This is a genomic window from Paenibacillus cymbidii, assembly GCF_004764705.1.
Taxonomy (GTDB): Bacteria; Bacillota; Bacilli; order Paenibacillales; family NBRC-103111; genus Paenibacillus_AN; species Paenibacillus_AN cymbidii.
Map to the genome: position 1 here is coordinate 225,251 of NZ_SHLX01000010.1, position 24,946 is coordinate 250,196.

General features: G+C 59.0%; 23 protein-coding genes. 18 read left to right on the forward strand and 5 right to left on the reverse strand.

Annotated features, from left to right (window positions below; genetic code table 11):
• The first annotated feature begins 109 nt into the window (after positions 1-109).
• The 14 genes from EXY20_RS15950 (at position 110) to EXY20_RS16015 (ending at position 17,177) form a co-directional block, all read left to right on the forward strand.
• The gene (locus tag EXY20_RS15950) at positions 110-1,501 is read left to right on the forward strand and encodes an ABC transporter substrate-binding protein (protein ID WP_135552839.1); all 1,392 of its coding nucleotides are present in this window, start codon (positions 110-112) and stop codon (positions 1,499-1,501) included.
• A 97-nt stretch (positions 1,502-1,598) separates the two neighbouring features.
• Positions 1,599-2,498, forward strand: a complete 900-nt coding sequence (locus EXY20_RS15955) for a carbohydrate ABC transporter permease (RefSeq protein ID WP_135552960.1) — start codon at positions 1,599-1,601, stop codon at positions 2,496-2,498.
• Positions 2,499-2,642: 144 nt separating this feature from the next.
• Positions 2,643-3,440 carry a carbohydrate ABC transporter permease gene (locus EXY20_RS15960; protein WP_235886020.1) on the forward strand — a complete coding sequence of 266 codons (798 nt, stop codon included), beginning with the start codon at positions 2,643-2,645 and terminating at the stop codon, positions 3,438-3,440.
• Positions 3,441-3,444: 4 nt separating this feature from the next.
• A complete protein-coding gene (locus EXY20_RS15965) occupies positions 3,445-3,696 on the forward strand; it encodes a hypothetical protein (RefSeq protein WP_135552841.1) in 252 nt (83 codons plus the stop codon).
• 676 nt (positions 3,697-4,372) lie between these two features.
• On the forward strand, positions 4,373-6,856 hold the full coding sequence (locus tag EXY20_RS15970; protein ID WP_135552843.1) for a GH116 family glycosyl hydrolase: 2,484 nt from the start codon (positions 4,373-4,375) through the stop codon (positions 6,854-6,856).
• Positions 6,857-6,877: 21 nt separating this feature from the next.
• A complete protein-coding gene (locus EXY20_RS15975; protein ID WP_135552845.1) occupies positions 6,878-9,235 on the forward strand; it encodes a helix-turn-helix domain-containing protein in 2,358 nt (785 codons plus the stop codon).
• Between the two features lie 183 nt (positions 9,236-9,418).
• Positions 9,419-10,867 carry an ABC transporter substrate-binding protein gene (locus EXY20_RS15980; RefSeq protein ID WP_135552847.1) on the forward strand — a complete coding sequence of 483 codons (1,449 nt, stop codon included), beginning with the start codon at positions 9,419-9,421 and terminating at the stop codon, positions 10,865-10,867.
• A 45-nt stretch (positions 10,868-10,912) separates the two neighbouring features.
• The gene (locus EXY20_RS15985) at positions 10,913-11,803 is read left to right on the forward strand and encodes a carbohydrate ABC transporter permease (protein WP_135552849.1); all 891 of its coding nucleotides are present in this window, start codon (positions 10,913-10,915) and stop codon (positions 11,801-11,803) included.
• 13 nt (positions 11,804-11,816) lie between these two features.
• On the forward strand, positions 11,817-12,650 hold the full coding sequence (locus tag EXY20_RS15990) for a carbohydrate ABC transporter permease (RefSeq protein ID WP_235885975.1): 834 nt from the start codon (positions 11,817-11,819) through the stop codon (positions 12,648-12,650).
• A 201-nt stretch (positions 12,651-12,851) separates the two neighbouring features.
• A complete protein-coding gene (locus tag EXY20_RS15995) occupies positions 12,852-13,106 on the forward strand; it encodes a hypothetical protein (protein WP_135552851.1) in 255 nt (84 codons plus the stop codon).
• A complete protein-coding gene (locus EXY20_RS16000; RefSeq protein ID WP_135552853.1) occupies positions 13,045-14,001 on the forward strand; it encodes a hypothetical protein in 957 nt (318 codons plus the stop codon). The genes EXY20_RS15995 and EXY20_RS16000 overlap by 62 nt, the downstream gene beginning before the upstream one ends.
• A gap of 370 nt (positions 14,002-14,371) precedes the next feature.
• Complete coding sequence (locus EXY20_RS16005; protein ID WP_135552855.1) at positions 14,372-15,073, forward strand: response regulator transcription factor; 702 nt, start codon at positions 14,372-14,374, stop codon at positions 15,071-15,073.
• On the forward strand, positions 15,070-16,440 hold the full coding sequence (locus tag EXY20_RS16010) for a HAMP domain-containing sensor histidine kinase (RefSeq protein WP_135552858.1): 1,371 nt from the start codon (positions 15,070-15,072) through the stop codon (positions 16,438-16,440). Before EXY20_RS16005 ends, EXY20_RS16010 begins: the two co-directional genes overlap by 4 nt.
• Positions 16,441-16,547: 107 nt before the next feature.
• Positions 16,548-17,177 (forward strand): HD-GYP domain-containing protein, encoded by a 630-nt coding sequence (locus tag EXY20_RS16015; RefSeq protein WP_135552860.1) that lies wholly within the window; start codon positions 16,548-16,550, stop codon positions 17,175-17,177.
• Here EXY20_RS16015 and EXY20_RS16020 read toward each other — a convergent pair.
• Entirely contained in the window at positions 17,148-17,420 is a 273-nt protein-coding gene (locus EXY20_RS16020; RefSeq protein ID WP_235886021.1) for a hypothetical protein, read from the reverse strand. The two genes, EXY20_RS16015 and EXY20_RS16020, sit on opposite strands and share 30 nt — an antisense overlap.
• A 241-nt stretch (positions 17,421-17,661) precedes the next feature.
• On the opposite strand from EXY20_RS16020, the gene EXY20_RS16025 reads away from it, so the two are divergent.
• The gene (locus EXY20_RS16025) at positions 17,662-18,012 is read left to right on the forward strand and encodes a hypothetical protein (RefSeq protein ID WP_135552864.1); all 351 of its coding nucleotides are present in this window, start codon (positions 17,662-17,664) and stop codon (positions 18,010-18,012) included.
• A gap of 3 nt (positions 18,013-18,015) precedes the next feature.
• Here EXY20_RS16025 and EXY20_RS16030 read toward each other — a convergent pair whose 3' ends face one another.
• Entirely contained in the window at positions 18,016-19,278 is a 1,263-nt protein-coding gene (locus EXY20_RS16030) for a BaiN/RdsA family NAD(P)/FAD-dependent oxidoreductase (RefSeq protein ID WP_135552866.1), read from the reverse strand.
• Between the two features lie 168 nt (positions 19,279-19,446).
• The gene (locus EXY20_RS16035; protein ID WP_135552868.1) at positions 19,447-19,767 is read right to left on the reverse strand and encodes a hypothetical protein; all 321 of its coding nucleotides are present in this window, start codon (positions 19,765-19,767) and stop codon (positions 19,447-19,449) included.
• A gap of 236 nt (positions 19,768-20,003) precedes the next feature.
• Here EXY20_RS16035 and EXY20_RS16040 point away from each other — a divergent pair, with 236 nt between their 5' ends.
• The 3 genes from EXY20_RS16040 to EXY20_RS16045 all read left to right on the forward strand — a co-directional run bounded on the left by EXY20_RS16040 (position 20,004) and on the right by EXY20_RS16045 (position 22,844).
• Entirely contained in the window at positions 20,004-22,175 is a 2,172-nt protein-coding gene (locus tag EXY20_RS16040; RefSeq protein ID WP_167859275.1) for an acetate--CoA ligase family protein, read from the forward strand.
• A 123-nt stretch (positions 22,176-22,298) separates the two neighbouring features.
• Entirely contained in the window at positions 22,299-22,430 is a 132-nt protein-coding gene (locus EXY20_RS40285) for a hypothetical protein (protein ID WP_268966414.1), read from the forward strand.
• Between the two features lie 6 nt (positions 22,431-22,436).
• On the forward strand, positions 22,437-22,844 hold the full coding sequence (locus EXY20_RS16045; RefSeq protein WP_135552871.1) for a DUF3905 domain-containing protein: 408 nt from the start codon (positions 22,437-22,439) through the stop codon (positions 22,842-22,844).
• A gap of 133 nt (positions 22,845-22,977) precedes the next feature.
• Here EXY20_RS16045 and EXY20_RS40425 read toward each other — a convergent pair whose 3' ends face one another.
• Together EXY20_RS40425 and EXY20_RS16055 are read right to left on the reverse strand one after the other, a co-directional pair.
• Positions 22,978-23,574 carry an acyltransferase gene (locus EXY20_RS40425; RefSeq protein WP_328592544.1) on the reverse strand — a complete coding sequence of 199 codons (597 nt, stop codon included), beginning with the start codon at positions 23,572-23,574 and terminating at the stop codon, positions 22,978-22,980.
• Entirely contained in the window at positions 23,571-24,806 is a 1,236-nt protein-coding gene (locus tag EXY20_RS16055; RefSeq protein ID WP_135552874.1) for a YncE family protein, read from the reverse strand. Before EXY20_RS16055 ends, EXY20_RS40425 begins: the two co-directional genes overlap by 4 nt.
• Between the last annotated feature and the right edge of the window lie 140 nt (positions 24,807-24,946).

Below are 24,946 nucleotides of genomic sequence, written 5' to 3' on the forward strand. Positions count from 1 at the left end.
CATGTACAGGCGTTGTCCCAGGCTTCATACTGGACGGGAAAGCAGCAAATCTTCAGGGGGCCCGCACGAACAGCTCGTGGCGTGGGTGACAACAAGGGAGGATTTCGACATGAGGAAAAAGATCGGGGTTATGGGACTGAGCGTTGTAATGACGCTGGCGCTGGCCGCTTGCGGCAGCAGCGGCGGCAAAGACGGCGGCAGCGGCGCAAGCCCGAGCGCATCCGCGGCGGCAAGCGGCAATTCGAAAGACAAGGTGAAGCTGTCGTTCTGGTCGGTCGACCGTACGGACATCGACTACACGAAGGAACAGATCGCCAAGTTTCAAGCCGAAAACCCGAACATTGAAATCGATTACGTCGTCAAGACGGAAGAGTACAACCAGGCGATCGATCTCGCGTTTGCCTCCGCGCAGTCGCCGGACATTTTCCGCACCAAGGAGAATACGATCCAGACGTTCTACAAAAAAGGCTACATGGAGCCGCTCGACAGCTACTTTGACGACGCCTTCAAGAGCAAGTTTACGCAGCTGAAGGATTTGAACGTGTTTGACGGCAAATGGTACAGCTTCCCCAACTACGGCTATACGATGCGGCTTGTGTACAATGTCGACCTGTTCGAGAAGGCCGGGATCAAAAACCCGCCAGCCACGCTGCAGGAAATGGTCGAAACGGCGAAGAAGCTGACGGCTGTCGGCAAGGCGGACGGCGCTTACGGCTTCGCGCTCAACTTCAAAAGCCCGGCCAGCGCCTTCGATCGTTCGGGGCGCGCCATCGCCGAGCTTAACGGCTACGGCGGCTTCGGCTTCGATTTCAAAACCGGCCGGTTTGACGTCAGCGGCTTCAAGCCCGTTGTCGAAGCGTTCCGGCAGATGTATACCGACGGCAGCACCTTGCCGGGCATGGAATCGCTCGACATCGACCCGCTGCGCGCCCAGTTTGCCGAAGGCAAGATCGGGATGTACATTTCCTTCTCTTCCGAGCCGGGCGTATACAAGAACCAGTTTCCGGCCAAAATCCGCTGGGCGGCGGCGCAGGTGCCTACGTACGACGGAACCGTACGCGGCGCCTCCGGCTTCCTTGGCGGCCAGTGGCTGAGCATCAGCAAACAGTCGAAGCATAAAGAAGAAGCCGCCAAGTTCCTGAAATTTATGTACGGCGATCAAATTTTGACCGACTATCACGAAAAGGGCTTCGGCTTGACGATGGTGTCGTCGGTGCTGAGCAAGGCGAAAAACGCGGATATCGCGGGGATCGAAGGGTTCAAACCGACCAAGTACGACGGCGCGTGGCCGATTCAGCCGACCGTGGCCGTACAAGGCGCCAAATACCAGGACGAGTTCTTCAAGTACATGCTGCAAGGCGGCGACCTGGACAAGATGATCGCGGATCTGAACAAGCGGTACAACGAAGCGCTCGACAAGGCGATCGCGGCCAAGGAAGTGGACGTCAAGCCTGATCCAAGCTTCGATCCGAAAAACTTGCAGAACATGTATGTGAAGTAAATTCTAATGTGGTAGAAGCAGTATAGACCGGCAGGGCGAAGGGTCAGAAGCGGCTTCTGGCCCTTCGTCTCATTTCGGGGAAAGGTTCGTGGAATCGATGAAACAATGGAGAACGAATGCCGCGGGCGCGTTTTTCACCTTGCCCAGTCTTCTTTTGACGCTCGTATTTACGGTATATCCGATCTTCTGGGTGTTCCGCTACATGTTTTACGATTATAAAGGGTATGGAACGCCCCGCTTCGTCGGACTGGACAACTTCCGCACGCTGTCGACCGATCATCTGCTGTGGCAATCCGTCGTCCATACGTTTGTGTACGCCGGCGGGAAGCTGCTGCTGACGCTGCCGCTGTCGCTCATTCTGGCCGTTATTCTCAACCGTGCGATCAAAGGGCGGCAGCTGCTGCGGGCGATTTATTTTCTGCCGACGATTATCAGCTCCGCGGTCATATCCGTCGTGTTCTTCATCGTGTTCAACTCGTACAACGGCATTCTGAACCAGTTCCTGATCAAGCTCGGCGTGACGTCCAAAGGCATCGAATGGCTCGGGCCCAAATACGCCATGCTGACGGCGATTTTGATCGCGGTATGGGGGGCGGTCGGCAATTACATGATTTTGTTCATCGCCGGGCTGCAGAACATTCCGAACGATGTGATGGAAAGCGCGGAGCTGGACGGCGCGGGTTCGGTGCAGAAGTTCTGGTACATCACGGTGCCGATGCTCGGTCCGGTGCTGCAGATGGTCATCATGCTGGCGATCATCAACTCGCTGAAAAGCTATGAAAGCATCATGGTGCTGACCGACGGTGGGCCGATCGGCAAAACCGAAGTGATGTTCCTGTACTTGTACCGGCTCTTGTTCCCGACGCCGTCGGCCAGCACGGTGCTCGAGCAGCAGATCGGCTACGGCAGCGCAGTTGGTTTCGTCACGGCGATGATCGTCGGATGCGTAACCGTGCTGTACTTCTATTTGTCCCGCAAATTGAATCGCATCATGTAACCGGCTTTTTGAACATGCACGGACCCCTGCAATCCGTTTTTGGAGGAATCGATTATGCAGCAAGATATGGCAGACAAGCGCAAGCCGGGCGCCCGAGGCGTCGTCGTTCCCGTCTTTTTGCGGCCGGGGACGATTGGATTATGGATGTTTTTGCTGGTCATGGCGGTGCTTACGTTGTTTCCGGTGCTCGTGGCGTTCCTCGGTTCGTTCAAGACGAATGCCGAATTGACCGCCGGCGCCACCGTCCTGCCGAAAGCCTGGCACTTCTCCAACTATGCGGAAGCGTGGAAAACCGCGAATTTTTCCCGGTATACGTGGAACAGCCTGTTCCTCAGCGTGACCACCACCGCGGGGACGCTGCTCGTTGCCTCGATGGCCGCTTACGGTGTGGAGCGGCTGCGGTTCGTGGGCAGACAGGCGTTCATCTTCGTTCAGGCGGCGACGATGTTTATTTCGGTCGGTCCGCTGGTGCTGCATCCGCAGTTCCGGCTCATGGTCGCGCTGCACCTGCAAGCATCGCTGTGGGGCGTCGTCATTTTGCTGGTCAGTGCCCACGCCGCCACGTACTTCATCCTGTTCAGCTTCGTCAGGGCGATTCCGCGGGAGCTGGACGAAGCGGCCAAGATCGACGGCTGCACGATGCCGGGCACGTATTGGCGGATCATTCTGCCCTTGCTGGGGCCGGGGCTCGGGGTATCGGCGCTGTTTACGTTCCGGGCGGCCTGGAACGAATACATCATGCCGCTCGTGTTCACGATGAGCCAGCCGAAGCTGCAGCCGCTTACCGTCGGCTTGTCCAACCTGCGTTACGGCGCGTCGGCGGCCGCGCAAACGCACTATATGATGGCAGGCGCCTGCCTGTCGATCCTGCCGATCCTCGTCGCCTACGTTTTCGCCAACAAATCGTTCATGCAGATGACGGCAGGTTCGCTCAAAGGGTGATGCCGTGAAGAAGGCCGAACCGTTGCTGCTTTGCAGCGGGTTCGGCCTTTTTTTTGAAGATAAAGAATTAATACTTGACCCAAAGCAGAACCCAAAGCAGAACCCAAAGCAGAACCCAAAGCAGAAGGAGAAACAGAATTACTATTTACAACCCCACTTAAGAGGCAGGTGTGCGGCGGAGGAAGGGCACAGCCCGGATCGCCCGGCAATTATATATGATTTTTCATATATAATTGCCGCCAAACGTGTCAAATGACCAATTATATGCGATTTTTCATACATATTCGTCCATTTCGACGCCTCGAAGGGAATTGTATATGATTTTTCATATATAATTCTCGGGGCTGTGAATAGTAACGAACCAGAACCAGAACGCCTACGTTTAAGTGCAAACAAGCGCTTAAATTCGCTTCAGACGACTGTTCGGCACAGCTTAACGGCAAAAATGCACTTAACTGCCGCCCGTTTTCCAATATTTAGTTTATATTGTCGAATTTAAGTGCACATTTACCCTTAAACATAGCAAACGAGTCTATATGGCAAAAGTTAAGGGCATTTTTGCATTTTACGACGATCCGCTCTCCAAGGCGTCTCTTGTCGTGCCCAAAGGCGCCCGCCACTCACGCACGCCACGCCGGAAAGGACGGTCAGGATGATTTTCTCTGACACGGTTTCGGCTTCTTTCGATTCGTCTCCCTTCGAACCCGATAACATTTTTTCCGCGCACTGCAGTCGATAGCTTCAACAGTTCCCGCATTGTCAGGGATAGTTCCTTCCGCCGCGTTCCCTCCGATCCTTAATAATTCACCCCTACCCTTGAAAAATCACCCTTTTCCTTCATTATTTCACCTTGGAGAATGAGGCGACCGGCCGGTATGCTAGTAAGAGTAGCTTCAACTATATGACGATTTTGATACCGGGGGAGAGCTTCCATGACCACACGCCGCTATAACGGCACCTACCGCGAGGAGCGGAACGCCAGAATCGCTTACCCGCTCGGCGGAATCGGAGCGGGCTCGTTATGCCTCGAAGGGACGGGAGCGCTGTCGCACGTGTCGCTGCGGAACGCTCCCGATCTGGTTCACGAGCCGACGATGTTCGCCGCGGTTAGCGTCCGGCAGAACGGCGGCGTCATCGCCAAAGTGCTGGAGAGCGCCGTGCCGGCCTGGAAAGTGTTCGACTGGCCGAACGACGGGAAAGGCTGGGGAAGCAAACATTTCGGTTTGCCGCGGTTTGCCGAAAGCAGCTTCGCGGCGAAGTTCCCGTTCGGCATCGTCGAGCTGACCGACGCCGCCATGCCGATCCGCGCCACCGTTACCGGCTGGAGCCCGTTTACGCCGCCGCATGCCGACGACTCGAGCTTGCCGGTAGCCGCGCTCGAATATACGCTGCACAACGACAGCGACGAGCCGCTTGAGCTGGTGTATTCGTTCCATGCCTCGCACTTCATGAATACCGGCAGAGGCACTCATCAAGTGCTGCCGGTGCCGGGAGGGTTTGCCCTGTACCAGCCGCCGGCGGAAGGGGCGCCGTGGGAGCGGGGCGCGTTCGCCGCGTCGATCGCCGACGACGGCGTCAAGGTGCACCACACGTGGTTTCGCGGCGGGTATTACGACGCCCGCTCGATGCTGTGGAAAGCGATTGCGGAAGGGGCGGCGCCGGAATCCGCGCCGGTGACGGAAGGGATGCCCAGCCCGGGAGCGAGCCTGTTCCTGCCGCTGCGGCTGGAAGCGAAACAGTCGCGAACGATCCGCCTGCAGCTGGCCTGGCACGTGCCGGACAGCAACCTTCGGCTCGACTATCCGTGGGAAGCGGACCAGGCGAAATTCGACGACGAAACGTCGCGCGCCAGCGGCGACGAGTATTACCAGCCTTGGTACGCGGGCAAATACAGGGATATTTTCCAAGTGGCGTCCGACTGGCGGGAGCGATATGATAGTCTTCGCACCGCAACGGAAACGTTTGCCCGCTGCTTCTTCGATTCTACGCTTCCGGACGAAGTGCTGGAAGCCGCGGCGGCCAATTTGACGATACTCAAATCGCCGACCGTCATGCGCCAGACCGACGGCAGGCTGTGGGGCTGGGAAGGCGTTGCGCTCAAGGAAGGCAGCTGCTTCGGCTCCTGCACGCATGTATGGAATTACGCCCACGCGTTTGCGCATTTGTTCCCCGGGCTGGAGCGCAGCTTGCGCCAATCGGAGTTCAACGAAGGACAGGATGAGCTCGGCTTTCAGACGTACCGCATCCCGCTGCCGATTCGCCCGATTGTGGGCCGCTACACGCATTCGGCGGCGGACGGCCAGCTTGGCGGCATCATGAAGATGTACCGCGAATGGCGCATCGGCGGCGATACCGGCTGGCTCCGGGCGATGTGGCCGAAGGTGGAGCGCAGCCTGGGCTATTGCATCGAGACGTGGGACCCGGACCGGACGGGCACAATTGTCGAGCCGCATCACAATACGTACGACATCGAATTTTGGGGACCGGACGGCATGTGCTGTTCGATGTACGTCGGTGCGCTGAAGGCGGCGTCGCTCATGGCGCATGCGCTTGGCGAGCCGGCGCAGCCCTACGAAACGCTGTACGAAAAAGGCCGCGCTTACCTGGAGAACGAGCTGTTCAACGGCGACTATTTCGAGCAGCGCGTAGTTTGGGAAGGGCTGAGGTCGCCGTCGCCGCTTGACGTGGAAGTGAAGGCGGTATGGGAAGTCGCTTATTCGCCGGAAGCGCGCGAGCTGCTCCATACGGAAGGACCGAAGTATCAGTACGCGACCGGCTGTTTGTCCGACGGGATCATCGGCGCCTGGATGGCCCGCATGTGCGGACTGGGCGACATTGTCGATCCGGCGCAAGTCCGGAGCCACCTGCTCAGCGTCTATCGCCACAACTTGCGGCGCGACTTGTCCGATCACGCGAACCCGCAGCGTTCCGGCTACGCGCTCGGCCGCGAGGGCGGGCTGCTGATCTGCACCTGGCCGCGCGGCGGCAAGCCGTCGCTGCCGTTCGTCTACAGCGACGAAGTATGGACCGGCATCGAGTACCAGGTGGCGTCCCACCTGATGGCGATCGGCTGCGCGGAGGAAGGGCTCGATATTGTGCGCACGTGCCGCGACCGGTTCGACGGCCGGTTGCGCAACCCGTTCGACGAATACGAATGCGGCCACTGGTATGCGCGGGCGATGGCTTCCTACGCCTTGCTGCAAGGGTTGACCGGCATCCGTTACGACGCGCTGACCCGCACCTTGACGATCGAACCGGGTTTGTCGGGCGATTTCCGCAGTTTCATTTGTACGGAAAGCGGGTATGGAACGGCAGGCGTGCGCGGCGGCGAACCGTTCTTCGAGCCGGCCTCGGGAGAGATAAAGATCGAGCAAATCGATTACAAGGCGTTTGGAGGAGCAGAGAGCCGAAACTAGACGAAAAAACGGGGGGATTGCATGGCAAACCGGATTTTTTCGACAGGTCGGAACATATGGCGCAGAAGCGGCTTCGGCTTCGGGGGGGACGGACAACGGCAAGGAAGCCGGAGACGGTTCTCCTCGCCGTTTCGCCATTTCAAGCTGCATTTTAAGCTGATCGTTTCGTTTTCGTTCGTTTGTTTGCTGGCGTTGTCCATTTTTTCCTCGATTACGGTCATGATGTACAAAAACATACTGATCCAGAAAGAAACCAGTTCGGCGCTGCGCAATTTGAAAGCGTTTCAAACGAATCTGGACAGTTACCTGAAGGCGGTCGACGCGGCCGCTTCGACCATCGTGTACAATCCGGGCATCCAAAGCTACTTCTCGATCGACGTCAACCAGCTGCCTTCGGCGGAACGGCTTGCCGCCTACAACCAGATCAACGACCTGCTGAAGCAAACGCAGCTCAACAATATCGGCCTGAATTCGATTTCCATCATCGACAACTACAACAACTATTTCTCCTTCACCTTGCTGCCGGATAAAGTGTACTCGCAGGTGCTGGCGCAGAACGTTTCCAAGCAGGACGTGTTCCGCCAGGCGATTCTGGAGAATACGCCGAACTACTGGCTCATCAACGATTGGGCCAACGAGTCGAACACGATCAGCCTGATCCGGCCGATTATCAGCACAACGACGCTGCAGCCGCTCGGGTTTCTGGTCATCACCATTTCGCCGGAGCTGCTGAACAATTATTTCAATTCGACCGAACAGGCGGAGGGCGATTACATCCTGCTCGACGACAAGGGCGCGTTGATTACGGGCAGAAGCGGCGCGATTACGCAGGCGGACAGCCGGGAGATTACCGCGAACGAAGGCCACTACGCCGAGGTCAGGGACGGCAAACGCTACATTATTACCTATGTAAAACATCCGTCGACCGGCTGGCTGTTCATGTATGCGCTCGAAGAGAAGAAGCTGTTTCACGACATCGGTTCGATCAACCGGATTTGGGTGGTCGTCTTCGTCGTGACGTTTACGCTCGTTGCGCTGCTGTCGCTGCTGATTGCAAGGTCGATGGCCAAACCGCTGCGGAAGCTGACGAAGCTGCACCGCGAAGTGCAGAACGGCAACCTGGACGTGGCGTTCCGCGCCCATTCGCGCGATGAAATCGGGCTGCTCGGGGAAAGCTTCAACGACATGGTCGAACGAATCCGCGATTCGCTGCCGCTGCAGCGGGAGAAGCTGATCCGTTCGCTGCTCGAAGGCAACCTCAGCGGCGGCGAAATCAAGCGGATGAACCGGAATATCGGGCTGCCGCTGCAGCGCCCGTTCTTTCAGGTGGCCATTCTGGACAGCGGACGCGGCAACGTGGAGCGGACGGACGAAACGATAGCAACGGCAATGCAGGCCGAGCTGGCCAAGCTTGCCGCAATCGAAGCGTTCTGCTATATCCAGCTTGCCGCGGAACGGTTCTGCCTGATCCTCAATGAAGGCGAGCAGGAGGCGCAGCGCATCGTCGGCGAGCTGGTGCGCGCGATCGGGCGCGATGAAGACGGCCTGCAAGTGCACGCCTATTTCGGCAACCAGTACGATGAAGTGTTTTTCGTCAAACAATCGTTCGAGGAAGCGAAGCAGCTGATGCAGTACCGACTGTACAACCATGCGGAGCTCATCGGGTTCAACTATATCAACTCGCAGCTGTGGCAGGTGTCGTACCCGGAAACGTACGAAAGCCGGCTGCTTCATTACATCGAAACGGCCGATCTGGACAAGTGCCGGCTCGTGCTGGCGGAATTCGAGACCTATGTCGTCGAAAGCAAAGTCAAGCCGGCGTCGATCATGATTTTCATCCAGACGATTTATACGCATCTGTGCAAAACCGTGCTTAAGCACGGCGAACAGCCGGAGGACTGGTTCGGCAGCAGTTCGCTCGCCGGCAGCGTGCGGGAGCCGACTTCGATCAAGGCAAACATGAACGAGCTGGACCGTCTCATCGCCGTGTTCATCACCACGATGCGCGAACGCGCCCAAGTGCCGATGAATGCCAAAATTCAGCGGGCGATTGCCATTATCGAACGGGAGTACAACAACCCCGACCTCAGCACCGAGTTCGTCGCGGCCGCCGTGGAGCTCCACGCGGTATATTTCAGCCAACTGTTCAAGAAAGAAACGGGCGTCAATTTCGGCGAGTTTCTGAGCGAGCTTCGGCTCGGCAAGGCGAAAGACCAACTCCGCAGCACGGCGCTGAAAATCAAGGAAATCGCCGTCGCCGTCGGTTATATGGATTCGCACTATTTTGGCGTCTGGTTCAAGGAGAAGACGGGACTTACCCCGTCCCAATACCGCAAGATCGGCATGCAGCTCGGGCAAGGCCATAGCGAAGCGTTGTAAAGATGAGGGTGTTTTGTTAGGAAACACTTTGATTCTTACAGATTTCCGCAAATCTTGACTCTCCCGCCGTTCATCTTGCCAATTCGCCCTTATGCGGCGAGCCGCCGGGTGCTACGGTAGTTTCGGGATCGGGACAGCGCTTTCACACGTTCCGCCAAATCTCGCAGGGAGGTCGAACGATTCATGGCAGGGTTGAAAAGAACAGGCAAAACAAAAGCAGCGCAGGCATCGCTCTTGGCAGCGCTAGCGCTCACGACAGCAGTGGCGGGCTGCAGCAGCGGCAGCAAAAACAATTCGGCCGGCAGTCCGAGTCCGAAAGCTTCGGCAGCGCCGTCGACGGCGGCAGGAGCGTCAACCGCACCGTCCGCGAAGCCGGATCCGACGACCGAGCTTACAATCTGGATGCCGCCGCAGCTCAAGCTGAACAACAACGACAAGGATGACTGGGTTACGTCGGCGCTTATTCCGGAATGGAACAAGCTGCATCCGACCGTCAAGATCAAGGCCGAAACGCTTCCATGGGAAGGCATCAACGAGAAGGTTTCCGCAGCCATGGCGGCCAAAACGACGCCGAACATCATTTTCGACTACGGCGGCCGCGTTCTGCCGTGGGCGCAGCTCGGCGCGATCGAACCGCTGAACGATGCGCTGCCGAAGGACGATTTGGCCAAGTTCAAGAGCAATGCGATGCTGATGAAAATGACGGCGATCAAGGACGACATCATGGTCATGCCTTACCCGACCAGCGCGGTGACGCTGATGATCAACAAATCGTTGTGGACGGAAGCGAACGCGGCGAACCTGCTGCCGCAGGACGAATACCGCACCTGGACGCCGGATCAGTTCAAGGCCGCGCTGAAAGCCGTGACGAACAAGGACAAAGGCGTGTTCGGCGCCACCTTCTTCGCGCTCAACGAGCAGGGCGACCAGTTGTACAACAACATGATTTATTCCTTCGGCGCGAAGCTGTTCAACGACGACTACACCAAATATGTCGCCGCCGAAGATACCAAGTCGGAAGACGCGCTCAAATTCATCCAGTCGCTCGTTGACGAAGGCGTCGTTACGCCGCATCCGGAGACGATCTCGGCGGTTAACGCCGGCGACTACTTCAAGCAGCGCAAACAAGGCGTGCTTGTCGCTTCGGGCGCCACTTACATCTCGATCCTGCAGGCGCTTGCGGACGGCACGGCAACCAAGCCGATCGAACCGATGCTGGTCAACTTCCCGTCGACGATGGGCGGCAAGTCGGCGCTGAAGATCGAATACGGCAATGGCGCCGTGTTCAAAAGCTCGGATCCGGTCAAGGTCGAATGGTCGAAAAAGTTCCTGACCTGGATGTACACGGAAACGACGCTGCCGTACCAGGGCTTCAAAAACTTCAACGCCTTCGGCAAGGACGTCAAATGGACGGCCGGCGACAAAGAGCTGGAGTGGATGGCGAAGCTGGTTGCCAAAGGCGGCGAATGGCCGGTTATCGATCCGGGCTATGGCGTCAAAGGATTCAGCGAAATGCGCGCCGCAATGTTCCCGGAAATGCAGAAGATGTTCATCAAACAGGCGACGCCGCGGCAAACGCTGGACACGATCGCGAAGAAAAACAACGACATTATCGCGAAGTACAACAAGTGACGGGAATCGGGTAGGCAATCTTGAATAGCAAAGGAATGGGCGACGATGAATGCATTGTACCGGCGGATGAACGCGGCGGCTAGGAGAGAAGTGACGGGATGGCTGTTTATGCTGCCGATGATGTTGTTTTTCGTCACCTTCCTTTTCTATCCGATCGTGAAAGCGATTCGCATGAGCTTGTACGCTTTCGACTATACGAAGTATTATTGGGCCGGCTTCGACAATTACGTGGATATTTTCAGGAACGAAACGTTTCTCCTGGCGATCAAAAACACCGTGCTGTTCGTCGTGATCATCGTGCCGTGCGTAACGATTGTGGCGCTGCTGCTGGCTGTCGGCATCAACCGGCTTTCGCACTGGAAGCAGTCGTTTTTCAAAGCGGCCTTTTATATTCCCGGCGTCACGTCGGCTGTCAGCTTGACGATGGTGTGGGAGTACATTTACAACAACCAGTACGGCATTGCCAACTATACGCTGAAAAAAATGGGGATCGAGCCGGTCAACTGGCTGGGCGCGCAATACGGCGTTTCTTCGCTCTCCCTGATCATGATTACGCTGGCGCTGGGCGGTTCGCTTGTTGTGCTGAGCGCAGGCCTTAACGCCATTCCGAAAGATTTGTACGAATCGGCTTATATCGACGGGGCGAAGCCGCGCGACACGTTCTTCCGCATTTCGCTGCCGTTGCTCAAGCCGAGCCTGCTCTACGTCATCGTGACCGGCACGATCGGCGCCTTCCAGGTGTTTGCGATTATCCTGCTGCTTACGGGCGGCGGTCCGGCGTACAAAACGACGACGATTCTGATGCTGATTTACCGCGAGGCGTTTTTCAATTTGAATTACGGCATGGCGAACGCAATGGGCATCGTGCTCTGCGTGTTGATCGGCTTGATCGCGCTGGTCCAATTCCGGGCGCTCAAGTCGGACATCGAGTATTAGGAGGCGAGCACGCTTGCGACAAAAGACAGGTCCGCTGCAATGGATCGGCAATATCTTGCTTGTGCTGGCCGCCGCGTTTTTTCTGTGGCCGTTCTATTGGATGGTGTCCGGCTCGTTCAAAAATTTGCGCGTATCCATGCAGATTCCGCCGGAGTGGTATCCGCACGCGCCTTCGTTCGATAATTACCGCCACATTTTCACCGACTATCCGGTCTGGCGCTGGTTCGGCAACAGCCTGATCGTCACGCTGGCGACGACATTTCTTGTACTGCTGTGCAGCTCGCTGGCCGGCTACGCGCTGTCCAAAATCCGGTTCAAATCGGCGAAGCCGCTGTTCGTTCTGATCGTTTCGGCGATGTCGCTGCCGCATGCGGTGCTGTTCATTCCGCTCTACCAGATTCTGATCGACTTCAAGCTGGTGAACACGTATTTCGGCGTCATTCTGCCGGCCGTTGCCTGGCCGTTCGGCGTGTTCCTGATCCGACAGTTCATTGCGACGCTGCCGTCGGCGCTGATCGAAGCCGGCCGCATCGACGGCTGCAGCGAGTTCGGCATCTATGCCCGCATCATGCTGCCGCTGGCGATGCCGGGGCTGGCCGTGCTGGCGATCTTCACGTTCGTCAATACGTGGAACGACTACGTGTGGCAGCTCATCGTGCTGACGGAGAGCAAGCTGTTTACGCTGCCGCTCGGCATCAAGATCGCGCAGAAGACGATCGAAACCGAAACGAACTACGGCGTCGGCATGGCGGGCGCCGTCATCGCGACGCTGCCGGTGCTGGCGGTGTTCGTCTACTTCCAGAAGCATTTCACGCAAGGCCTCACTGTCGGGGCGATGAAAGGCTGAGCTAGCGGTATGGCCTTTTACGGAAGCGGGGGATACGCCCGCTTCTTTTTTTGTGAAAGAAAACCTCCGTTCGCATGCAATTGAACCGACCTAATGTTAGGTAGTCCCTCTTTATTTGTTGCCCATTGGTTTTAGAATGGAAAGTGCAGCATTCGATGAACGAAGCGTCCGGAAAGGCGAAAAATACAGGGGGCGGATGAAATGACAGTCGATGCCAAACATTGCAATTTGTTTAATGCGGACACGACCACTTGTTTTGTCAATCCCGAGAGATGGCAGCCGGAAGGCGGCCCTTATACCGCCAAGGCGTTTCATCGCTATGTCGACAACCTGGCTGGCGGAGATTGCGGCGGCGTGCAGGAACAGGGGGGTGTCCCCTTGGGTGAACATTCGGATGAACGATTTGCACGGATACAAAAACCCGAAGGGCAGCTTTTTCAACTTGCCGATGTATAAAGAGGAACGGTTCCTTTTGAAGCGCAGCGCTTATTCGCCGACGATTCACGAACCGCTTTATCGAACGGGCTTAAACTACGAATGCCCCGAAGTGCGCGACTTCATGTTTGCGCAAATTCGCGAGATTTTGCAGGGCTCGAGCTCGATTGGCTGCGCAACGGCGCTGACGATCTACGGCGTGGTCGAGTTTGCCGGCAATTTGCTGCCCGCTTATTCGCCCGAAGCCAATCAAACGACAGACATTCGGTATATCACGCTCAGCCGCCGGATGGTCGCCGCCAGCGCGGCAGGGAAGCTCGCGCTCGGCGCCGACGGCATATATGGGTTCAATTTCTACACGGCAGATCACGCGCGGGAACCGCGATTGCCGACCAACTACGCGAACTTGCGCGGTATGGAGCGGCTCGATCTGCTGTGCGGCGAAGAAAAGCACTACACGTTTTCGACCAACGGCGAAAAATTTTCGCACATTCCCTTCGAGACGCCTCCGCAGTTGCCGGCTATTTTGGAACCGGGCTGGCGGCAAGGGTTTCGTCTGCCGATGTGCGCCGAGCCGGACGGCACCGGACTGGAGCTGGTTGTGCAGATCGTCGTCAACGCGGACGATCCTGTCGTTTGCATGCCGGTCATGGCGAACGGCTGCTGGCCGAAGCTCGAGCACGAGCGCACCGACAAGCTGCTCTTTCCTTGCGGGCTGTACACGCATCATGTTGCGGCAAGCGGCCCGAGCGGGCCCGAGGCGCAGCGCCTCCAAGCGAACGTTGGCTATAACTACACATTCCCCGTATCGCTTGTGAAGGAAGGCTGGAACGAAATCGTGGTCGAAAACGGCAGCGAACGGCAAATCCGGATCGTCTGCATCGAGCTGGCGATCAGACAAGGCCGCCCGGAATAAGAAAGCCGGTTACATGAGCCACAAAGCGAATAAACCCGCGTTGTGGTTTTTTTGGTGCCGGGTCATCAAAATAGCCAATGAAAAATGGCTTATTTTCCCCATTTCGCCAGTCTCGTCGGAAATAGCCAGTGAAAATAGGGCTTATTTGCTCCTCCAGACCACAAATCAGGCCTTTTAGTTCAAATAGCCAGTGATTTCACTGGTTATTTTGGAGAAGCTGCCCGTTCTTAGTGAAATAGGCAATAAAATAGGGCCTATTTTGCAAAGAGGTTGGATCGTAGCGGCTGTGAAGCAAATAATTGCACCCTTACATAAAAATGCTGCATTCATCCCACGCTAGTCCTATCAAACGGATAAGGCTGGGGATGCGATGGCCCCGAAAGTGCTGATTGTCGAGGACGAGGACAAAATCAACCGCATGCTCCAACTGGAGCTGCAGCACGAAGGATACGATACGGCAGGCGCGGAAACCGGCCGGGAAGGTTTGGAGAAAGCGATGGCGGGCGGCTGGGACCTCATCCTGCTCGACGTGATGCTGCCCGGGCTGAGCGGAATGGAGGTGCTGCGCCGGCTGCGGTCGTCGGACAAACGAACGCCCGTCATTCTGCTCACGGCCCGCGATTCCGTGCCCGAGAAGGTGATGGGACTCGATCTTGGCGCCAACGACTACGTGACGAAGCCGTTCGAAATCGAGGAGCTGCTGGCGCGCATCCGCGTCGCCTTGCGTGCCGGCAAAGGCAAAGCGCCTGCGGCGGAAATCACCGTCTGGCAGCTGGACGGGTTGTTCGTCAACGCGCGCACGCGGGAGGTGACGCGGGCCGGCCAGTCGATCGATTTGACGCCCAAAGAGTTCGAACTGCTTGCCTATTTGCTCGGGCGCGACGGAGAAGTCGTCAGCCGCGAGCAAATTATCAATGACGTATGGGGCTACGACTTTGTCGGCGACACGAATATCGTGGACGTCTACATTCGCTATTTGCGCAAAAAAATCGATTACGGCTTCGGCAATACGCTGATCCATACGATTCGCGGCGTCGGTTACCAGATGCGCGATGCGGCAGCCTCCCCATGAATTTCCGCACGCAAATCATGCTGGTGTCCTCGATCTGGCTCATCTGCATCCTGATTGTGGTCAATGTCGCCGTCTACGCGATGTTCCTCAAAGTGGCGGCACGCAACGAAACCGACGAATTGCGGCTGCGCGGCGAGCGCATTATCGAGGAAATCGGCATCGACGCGCTGATGCGGCCGAACAACGAGCGGCTGCTGCGCAAATATTTGTCCGATCACGCGATGATTCGTACGGCAACGCCGGCAAAGCGCGTGATCAATTTGATGTACAACGATCCGCGCCTATCGGTCATCGCGCCGCTGTGCGACGCCGAGATCACGGCAGCGCACGACAAGGCGGACGGCGAAACGATTCATATCGTTCGTTTGCCGCTGCGCAGCGAAATCGACGAGCGGCACGTAGGCTGCATCGAACTGGCGGTCGTAACGCCCGGGCTGCAGCGCAATTTGCGCGCCCTGGTGACGATCATGCTGTTCTCCACCGTCGTGGCGGCGCTTCTGTCGATGCTGGGCGGCGCTTCCCTTGCCGGCATGCTGCTGAAGCCGATCAATCGCATCGTCGGCACAATGGAGGCGATCGAGAGCAGCTTTCAGTTCGCCCGCATTCCGCTGCCGTCCGGCGACGCCAAGGACGAGCCGTACAAAATGGCGGCGACGTTCAACCGGATGATGGACCGGATCGAAAACGGCTTTCACCAGCAGCAGCAATTCGTTTCCGACGCCTCGCACGAGTTGAAAACGACGTTGACCATTATCGAAGGGTATGCCGGCATGCTGCGCCGCTGGGGCAACAGCAACGAACAGGTCGCGCGCGAAGCGGTCGACTCCATCTACGAGGAAGCGCAGCGCATGAAAAAAATGACGCAGCAATTGCTCGACTTGGCAGCGGCCGAGAAGAAGGAGCATCCGCCGTTCGAAAAGACGGATCTGGCCGCTCTTGGCGCGCAAACGGCCAAAGTCGTCGAGCGGCTGGTGAAGCGGCCGATCCGCGTAATCGCGGAAGACGGCCCCGCGATCGTCACGGCCGACCCGCTGAAGCTGAAGCAGGTGCTGCACATTCTGCTCGACAACGCGCTTAAATACAGCACGGCCGGCATCGAAATGGAAATCGGCAAGGAGGGGGAATGGGGCGTCATCCGCGTCCGCGACAGCGGCATCGGCATCCCGCAGGAGCAATTGCCGCGCGTGTTCGAGCGATTCTACCGGGTCGATCCGTCGCGGCAGCGCAAAACGGGCGGCACCGGCCTCGGCTTGTCCATCGCCCGCTCCATCGTGCTCCAGCACGGGGGAACGATCGAGATCGCAAGCGAGGAAGGCGTCGGTACGGAGGTGACCGTACGCTTGCCGGAGACGCAGTTGGCGGAATAATTGCGAATGAAGCTGAAATTTGTCGAAATTGCGCGAACGATTGCCCGGCTGGCGGTGTCCATACCAATAAGGCCCCTCTACCGACGACGATAAAGGACGTGTGCGTTTTGACAAAACTGCCTTCCTTCAGCATCATGGTCTCAGCCGCAGAACGGGAAAGAAGGGCCGACGGCAGCGTCGATTTTTTGCTGCGCCGGCTGCAGGCGGGCTTTCCCGACTTGTACGATCATGCGATTCGTTCATCGTACGTAGTCAGAAGAATCGCTCAGGAGTATGGCGAAGCTGCCGAAACGGAAGCGGTGCTGTACCGCACCGCACTGCTGCAGGATGTTGGCATGCTGGCGGTTTCCATGGCCGGCTTCTCGCCCGTTCACGCCGCTTTTCTCCGGCATCCCGCGCTTGGCGCTCAGCTGCTTGCTTCGCAATTGCGCAGCGGTCGGCTGGATCGCGACGCCTTGCTGCAGCATCACGAAAATTTGGACGGCACCGGTTATCCGCTTGGTTTGAAAGGGAACAAGCTGTCGCATAGCGGCAAATTGTTGCGGGTGGCGAACGCTTTTGCCATGATGACAGGGGTTGACGCGAGGACGCGCCGCATCTTCGGTGCGGAGTTGGCGATTATGGAAATGTTTCGCCGATGCGGCGCGCTGTTCGAAGCGGACTTGCTGTTCGCGCTGAGCGAAGTCGTCGGGCAGGAGGAAGACGGTTTATTTGAGCAGCGTAATGCTGCCGATTAAAGGCAGCGGCTTGGTCGTTCCGTTAGCGGCATTGATAATGCCGAGAATCGCGAGCACCACGATCGCCAGATTGGCGAACGGCAGCAGAATCCAGCCGATGATCGGGATGATCGTAAAGACGATGTTGACGGCTACTGCGGCCAAAAACAACGTCAATCCCTGGTTGGCATGGTACATGGCGAACGGCGAATCCTTGGCAGCGAGCAGCGGGATGAAGAAGATGATATAGGCGACTATTGCCATCCCCTTGTTTTTTTCCACGTCTGCCGGGTCCAGGTGCTGATTCGAATTTTCTTGCAATCGAAACACCTCTTTCTCCCAATTGTTCGGGCTTCGAACGAATCCCGTACTAGCGTATTCGTCGCATGGTTTCGCTATTCCTTTTCTGCGGCGGTCATGCATGCGGAAATGGTTCGGAGGTAACGATATAGGTGACTTTTATCCCGCTTGCTACAGGCAATTGAAACCGGTAAAGGAGGTCGAAATGATCATGAGATGCGCTTCGATTCATTTTCAATTTGACGACAGGCGTTCGGCGCTGCTTGCCATGGATACGCTGCAAGAGCTTGGCTACCTTGCGGTGCCGCTCGGTTCGGGCGATTCGGGCAACGCGTCGCTGCTGGAAGTGGCGGTGGAGAAATGCGATTTGACTTCCGCGCTGGAGATCGCTCATGCGCACGGCGGCATGCTGCTTGAAGGTGAAGCAGGCGATGCGGGGGCGCTGACGATGGCGTACGGGCTGGACGCGGTGCCGATTCCGGCTCATCTTGTGGAGCCGGCCGAAGAGGAAGGGGAGGCCGGGTATGATCATTTCCCGGCCGGCATTCATTTGTAGCCGTCAGCGAAGCGCCAGGGCGGCGCTGAGTCCGGCGGTATAGCCGGTCGAGAAGGCGGCGGTTATGTTGTAGCCTCCCGTATAGCCGTGGATGTCCAATACTTCACCGCAAAAATACAGGCCGGAAACAAGCTTGGACTGCATCGTGCGCGGATCGATTTCTTTCAGATGGACGCCGCCGCCGGTGACGAAAGCTTCTTCGATCGATAACGTTCCCGATACGGCGAGCGGAAACGCCTTGATCAGCCGGCTCAGCGCCAGCCAGCCTGTCTTCGGAATGTGGTCGTAAGTAAGCAGCTCGTCCAGTTCTGCGAGCCGCAGCAGGGGAGCGATCAAACGTTCGTTGAGGCAGCTTTTCAGCACGTTTTTGATCGCTTTGCGCGACTCCGCCTCCGCCAGCGCAAGCGTCTCGCGGAACACTTCGTCGGCACTGCGGTCCGGCTGCAGATCGATGGTCAGCTGCACGGTCCCGCCGCCAGCCCGGGCGAGCTGCTTGACGACGAATTGGCTGCACCGCAGCGCAATGGGTCCCGACAAGCCGAAATGGGTAAACAGCAGGTCCCCGGCATGGCGGACGATCGCCTTTCCTTTCGGATCCCACACGGTCAGCGCCACACCGCGCAAGGACAGTCCCTGCAGCTCGCGGCTGCGGATGAGCGGTTCGTCCGAGGTTAGCGGCACTTCGGTCGGGAAGAGCGGCGTAATCGTATGCCCGGCCTCCATCGCCCAGCTATATCCATCGCCGGTTGAGCCCGTGTGCGGCACCGATTTGCCGCCGGAGGCGACAATGACGGCGCTGCTGGCCACCGTCTCCCCGCTGCGCAGCTCGACGCCGGCCGCCGTTCCGTCATGGAATGCGATCCGCGCCACCGGGCTGTTCAGCCGGATGTCCACGCCTTGCTTCCGCACTTGATTGACGAGCGCGTCGACTACCGTTTTGGCTTTGTCGCTGACGGGAAACATGCGGCCGTTGTCCTCTTCCTTCAACTGAATGCCAAGCTGCTCGAAGAAACGGACGATTTCCCGGTTGCCGAACGTCGCGAGCGAACTGTAAAGAAACCGGCCGTTGCCGGGAATATGCCGGATCAACTCGTCCGTTTCCTTGTTGTTCGTTACGTTGCATCTGCCGCCGCCCGAGATGCCGAGCTTGCGCCCCGGCTTGTCCCCTTTGTCGACGAGCAGCACCTTCGCTCCGTGCCCGCTGGCGGCGACTCCCGCCATCAGCCCGGCCGATCCGCCGCCGATCACGATTACGTCGTACTTCATGCATAACGCTCCCTGTAGGCCCGATTGATGGTTTCATCATACCATGCGGAAGGTTGCGGGAAAAATCCGGACCGTATTCGAAAAAACGACGGCGCCTTGCGCATGAAGGTATGCGCAGGCGCCGTCGATGGCGAACAGCGGATAGCGGACAGGAAACGGACAAAGCGGCTACACCTGGCTGGTCAAGCCGATCTCTTCCGTGTCGTTCCAATAAAACCATTGGGAGAGCTTCAGAAGCCGGCCGGCGACATCGGATATTTCCTGCACCAGCTGGCAGGTGAAGGCAAACTCCTCGCTGCGCGCAAGCTCCGCCTGTTTGCTGCGAATCGCCTGCTCCAGGTCCTGCATGCGGGCGAATATGGCATCGCGGGCGGACTCCCAATACGATGCCGCTTCCGCACGGTCGCTGTCGCTTGCGGACGTCCAGTCCAACTGCAAATTCGGCACCTCGATCTGCAGAATCGGATCAAATACGAATGATGGCCGCATCTCCATCGCCTCCCGTCGTGTTGTCCCAATCGGCAAAACAATCTAAAATTGATATAATACCAATCGAATATTGATATATGTCATTTTACAACGGATTGACGCGTTGTCAATCCCTAATTTTTGGCTGCCTGTCTCGCAACCGCTCTATAGTCGGATACCCGGCAAACGTGTATAATATAGTCACACTAATGGAGCGTTCAAAAAGTCGGCCTTTGCGGAAGGAAGCGATTCCACACATGATGCACCCGTCGTTGCACGAATCGCTGTCGCATTTGCTGAGTCCTCGCTCGGCCGCCGTCGTCATTGCCGAGGAGGCGCTTGCGGCCGGAACGGGGATCGTCCTGAATATGAGGCGTGCCGGGTTTCCCGGACGCCTGTTCGTCGTGGCGCCGAATGGAGCGGACATCCCCGGGGAGCCGTGCCGCGAGCGGCTTGCGGACATTCCCGAGGCTGTCGAACTGGTCATAGCGACTGTGCCGCCGCAAGCGATCGAAGCGCTGCTGGCGCAATGCGAGCAAATGAAAGTGGGGGCCGTGCTGCTGCTCAGCCCGGGCATCGCCGGCGCGGAGGCGGAAGCCGCTCAATCCGGGGAAGAGGAGCGCGCGGCATCGTTCGTGTCCGCGTGGTCGGAGCGGACCGGCATTGCCGTATGCGGGCCGCGGAGCGCGGGCATTGCGAGCGTAACCGGCCTGATGGGCGTCTGCATGGCGACGGGCAACGAATGGACGCTGCGCAGCGAAGGAGCGCTGGGGCTTGTGGCTTCCGGCGGCAATGACGTTATGGCTCCGCTGCTGGCGAGCGGCTTCGACCGGAACGCGCCGCTTCGCGCCATCGTATCGACCGGGTCGGAGCATGGCTTGCTAGCGCTGGAGGCGGGGGAAGCGCTGCTGGACGATCCTTGCGTCAAGGCGCTGGCGATCGCAACAGATGTCATCCGCGACGGCCGCGCGTTCGTTCGTTTGGCTGACAAGTCGCTGACGTTGCGCAAGCCGCTTGTGCTTCTGCGACCGCAGGATACGACAGCGGCCGTAAACGATTCCCTGTTTGCCGCGGTTTGCCGGCAGAAGGCGATTTATTTGGCCCAGGACGCGGAACAATTCGCCGCCGCCGCCGTTTGCGCCGGGAGCGGCAGGGAGCTCGCCGGCAATCGGCTCGCTTTGCTCGATTTTACGGGCGGAGCGGCGGGCGATCTCGTCGGCGAGCTTCGTTACGCCGGTTTTCGCACGGTGTCGCCGCCGGACAAGCTTTCGGAAGCGGAGGCGGGAGAACCCGAAGGGTGGGACGGCGCTGTATGCATCGCCGGCCCCCCCGAGCCGGATGCCGAACGGTTGCGCAGGTTGCTTCACGAGGCGGACAAGCTGGTTTGTTTGCTGTGGCTGGGCGACCGAAGCGATGAAGCTGTCGCCTTCTGGCGCCGGGACGGGGTAGCGGTGTTCCATTCGCTGGATCACCTGATCGGCATGCTGCGCCACCTGTACGCCTTTTCCGAGAAAGGCGTCAAAAGCAAAACCGGGCTCAGCCGGCTGCGGGCCGATCGTTTTGCACTGGATAGGCTTGGCTTCGGCAAGTTTGAAGACGTTCGCCGCGTCCAAGGCGCCGGCGCCCCAAGCTTCGGCGATAGCGCTGCCGCGCCGGGCTGGAATGACCGCGAATTGCCGAGCGGCGACGAAATTTTGCCGGTTGCGGGGCAGCTTGGAGGCGGCGAGCGGTCTCCGGCGTCAGGCGCCGCCGGCCGCGAAACGATCGTTCGGCTGAGCGAAGTGGAAGGGAAGCGGGTGCTGAACGCGATCGGCATTTCCACGCCGCGCAGCCGCTTCGTTGCCCGCGGCGACGATTTGCAGCGCATGCTGCAGACGATCGATTTTGACGGCCGGCCGTTCGTGCTGAAGGTCGTTTCCCGGCAGCAGACGCGCAAGCGGGATTTTGGCGGCGTGCGTCTCCATGTCAAAGATGCGCAGGAAGTGACGCGATTTTATTGGAAATGGTTGTCGTCGCCGGGAGGGTTTCCTTCAGCGGATGGCATTCTGGTGGAGGAAATGGTGCTCGAGAAGCTGGAGCTCCGGTTGAGCGCATCCGTCGAACCGTCGTTCGGACCGGTTGTAACGCTCTCGATGCGCGGCGAAAGCGGCGATCCTCCGTATGCCGTGCGCCGTTTGGCGCCGTTCGACCAGGCGGAAGCCGCCCGGATGGTGGCGGAAATGCCGGAGCTGTCGGCCCAGTTGTCCGGCAACCGGCAGATGCCGCCGGCAGACCGGGAACGGCTGTACGACATGCTGGCGATGTTCTCCCGGTGGGTGTACGAGCTGCGCGACCGTCTGGTCGCCGTGGAAATCGACCCGCTCGCCGTCCGCCCGAAAGGCAAGGGCGTCTGCGCCCTCGACTGCGCGATGTCGCTGCGGGACAAATAAGGTTTTGTCCGCAGACAGCGGCAACGGACGGCAAAGGCATCGCGTACATGCTTCATGCGGCATTTGGGCACAATAGGGGCGGTTCCCGATAGGGGGCCAAATCGCATGAAGGAGCGTGTGTCCATGGCAAACAGCAACTCACGCGAGCAAAAACGGCAAGCGGGCGGCGGCGCAAAAGCGGCGAACGAGCGGCAGCGGCAGCAATCGGGCGCCGCAGACAAAAAGCTGAACGGCCCCAACCGGCCTTCCACCTGATCCGGTATGCGCGACTCGAAAACATCGTCCGGCCGCGGAGCGCCCGATCCGGCTGCCACCGGCGACCCGTCGCTCGATCCGTTCGAAATCGAATTTTTACCGCAATTCCGCGAGAACCGCGGGCCTGAAGCGCCGTTCGTCAACGAGCATGGCGTCGTCATCGGCGACCACGACTACAAGTCGCCGCAATCGCCGCTGGAGCAATGGAGCGCGGATACCGATCCCGCCGCGATGGCCGGGGACCAGTGGGTTCATCCGTTCAAGGACATCGGCTTTCAATCGGCGGAAAATCGCGACCTGTTCGAAAAAGGCATTGCCCCGCAATCGGGCATTTTTATGCACCCGGACCAAAATACGGCTTACGGCGCCGAACCGACCGAAGCGACGGACGAAGCGAACCGTCCTGGACCGTGAGCTCGCGCGAGCTCGTGTGCGGCGGGAACCGCTCCGGACGGCAGCCTGCTGCCGCGGGGCGGTTTTTTGTCGGCTTCGACGCCGAGGCGCGCGGGGACACGCGCGACGGCTGCGTACAGCCCAGCGCATAAGGTCAGAGGACGCCCCGCCGCCGTATCACCCGTGCGGGAACGCCGACTGCGACGCTGTACGGCGGGATGTCCTTCGTCACGACGGAGCCTCCGCCGATCACAGAGCCGCGGCCGATCGTCACGCCCGCCGTAATGTTCACGCGGCCGGCGATCCATACGTCGTCCTCAATTGTAATCGGCGCAAATTCGACGCCCTGCATGCGGATCGGCTTGTCTGGATCGGCGAAGCGATGGTTGCCGGCGATGAGGATCGCGTGCGAGGCGATACGCACATCGTTGCCGATTGCGATCAGGCCGCCGGGACTATCCGGCGTGCCGTACCCGACAATGTTCGAGTATGCCTGGATCGAACAATTACGGCCGATGGTCACATTTCCCTGCAGCAGCACGCCGATCGCAATCATCGAGTGCTCCCCGATACGAATCGCTCCCTCGCGCGGGTTAATCCGCGCTTGCGGGCTGATCAGGCAGGTAGGATGGATATCCGCCCGCGGATGTCTGGATGCGAGCCAGGACCCGGCGCGACAAGCCATCCGCCGTCCCCACGTTTGTTTCCCCGGCATGCTGTACCCGCCGTCTAATAGCGTCCACCAGCTCACCTCAGCACCTCGGCAACGTCCAGTTCGCACACGGTGGCGTGTTCGCCCGGCATCGTATTGACGATCAGTTTGCGGCCATCCGGCGAAAATACCGGGTGTAGGCAGACGCGGAAGCGATTGCGTCCGGACGGCTCGCGCTCGCCGAATACGCGCGGCAAATAGATGCGGCGGATGACCTCGCCGGTGCGGGTGTCGATGAATGCCACTGCGCCCGGATTACTGCTCTCGTCGGTGACGAGCAGGTTGTAGTCCGCCGGCGATACGCTCGGATGTCCGCCGCTGCGGTGCTCGCTGATTTTGCGATAGTCGCTGCCGTCGTAGTGCACCTGCGCGAGGCACATGCCCGCCGGATCCTGCGGGTCTGGTCCGTAACCGAGCAAGTGCTCACCGTCGGGGTGCCATGACCAGTGCAGGCCGCTGCGTCCGTAGCTCAGATCGACGGCCAGGTGCAGGTCGCGCAGCTCCCGGTCTGCGGTAAAGATATAGGTTAGCTTCGGCTCTTTGCGGCTGGCGTGGACGCAGTGGTTGCCGAAGTAGAACAGCAGCCGACTGCCGTCCGGGTTCCAGCGCACACAGTAGCACATTAGCGTCAGTCCCTCTGCGCTGCCGAGCCGCGTCCGCAGCTCGCTCTCGCTTTCCAGAATGCGCGCCCGGTCCGGATGCCGCTCCAGCACCTCGGCAACGCTCAGCACGAGCGACGAGCGGTTCGGCTCGAACATGTAGCGGAACAAGCCATGCTCGCGCCGCTGCAGGAACGGCACCGGGGCCAGCTCCGGCTTGAAGAGGTCGTACCCGTATCCCGCCGCGTAGAGCATGCCCATCAGTCCCGATACCAGCGGCTCCCCGGAGGGCGGAGCCCCCTCCATATCGCCCGCCTGCGTCAGCTCGTCTCCGGTTACCAAATCGTGTCGCACGATGAGCGGCCGGTTCAGCGTGCCGGCCTGGTAATACACATAACGCCCATCCGGACTCCACGTCTGCCACAGCCCCGTATGGAAGAAGCCGGAATGTAGTGCCGTCCGGCCGAAGCGGGTCAGCACTTCGCCGCCGGCGCCGAGAACGAGCACCTCGCCGGTCTGGCGATCGAGGTCTCCGCCGGCCAGCAGCAATCTGCCGCTCCCATCCGGCGCATACGGGCTTATGGTGTAATAGCTGTGCACGCACCATCTCCCTTGGACCGGCAATGGCCGCACCAGGGAATCGTCCGCAAGCTTGCTAGGGTCGCTTCGCATCTCAGCTGCCTCCTCGTCAAACAAACTATGTTCACAACTGTATCCATTATAGCCCCGCGCCTGCGTGGCCCTCCATTCATGATACGACCTTCATTTGCACAAATTGATTAACTTGCCGCTGCCGGTTTGGCAAATTGCGT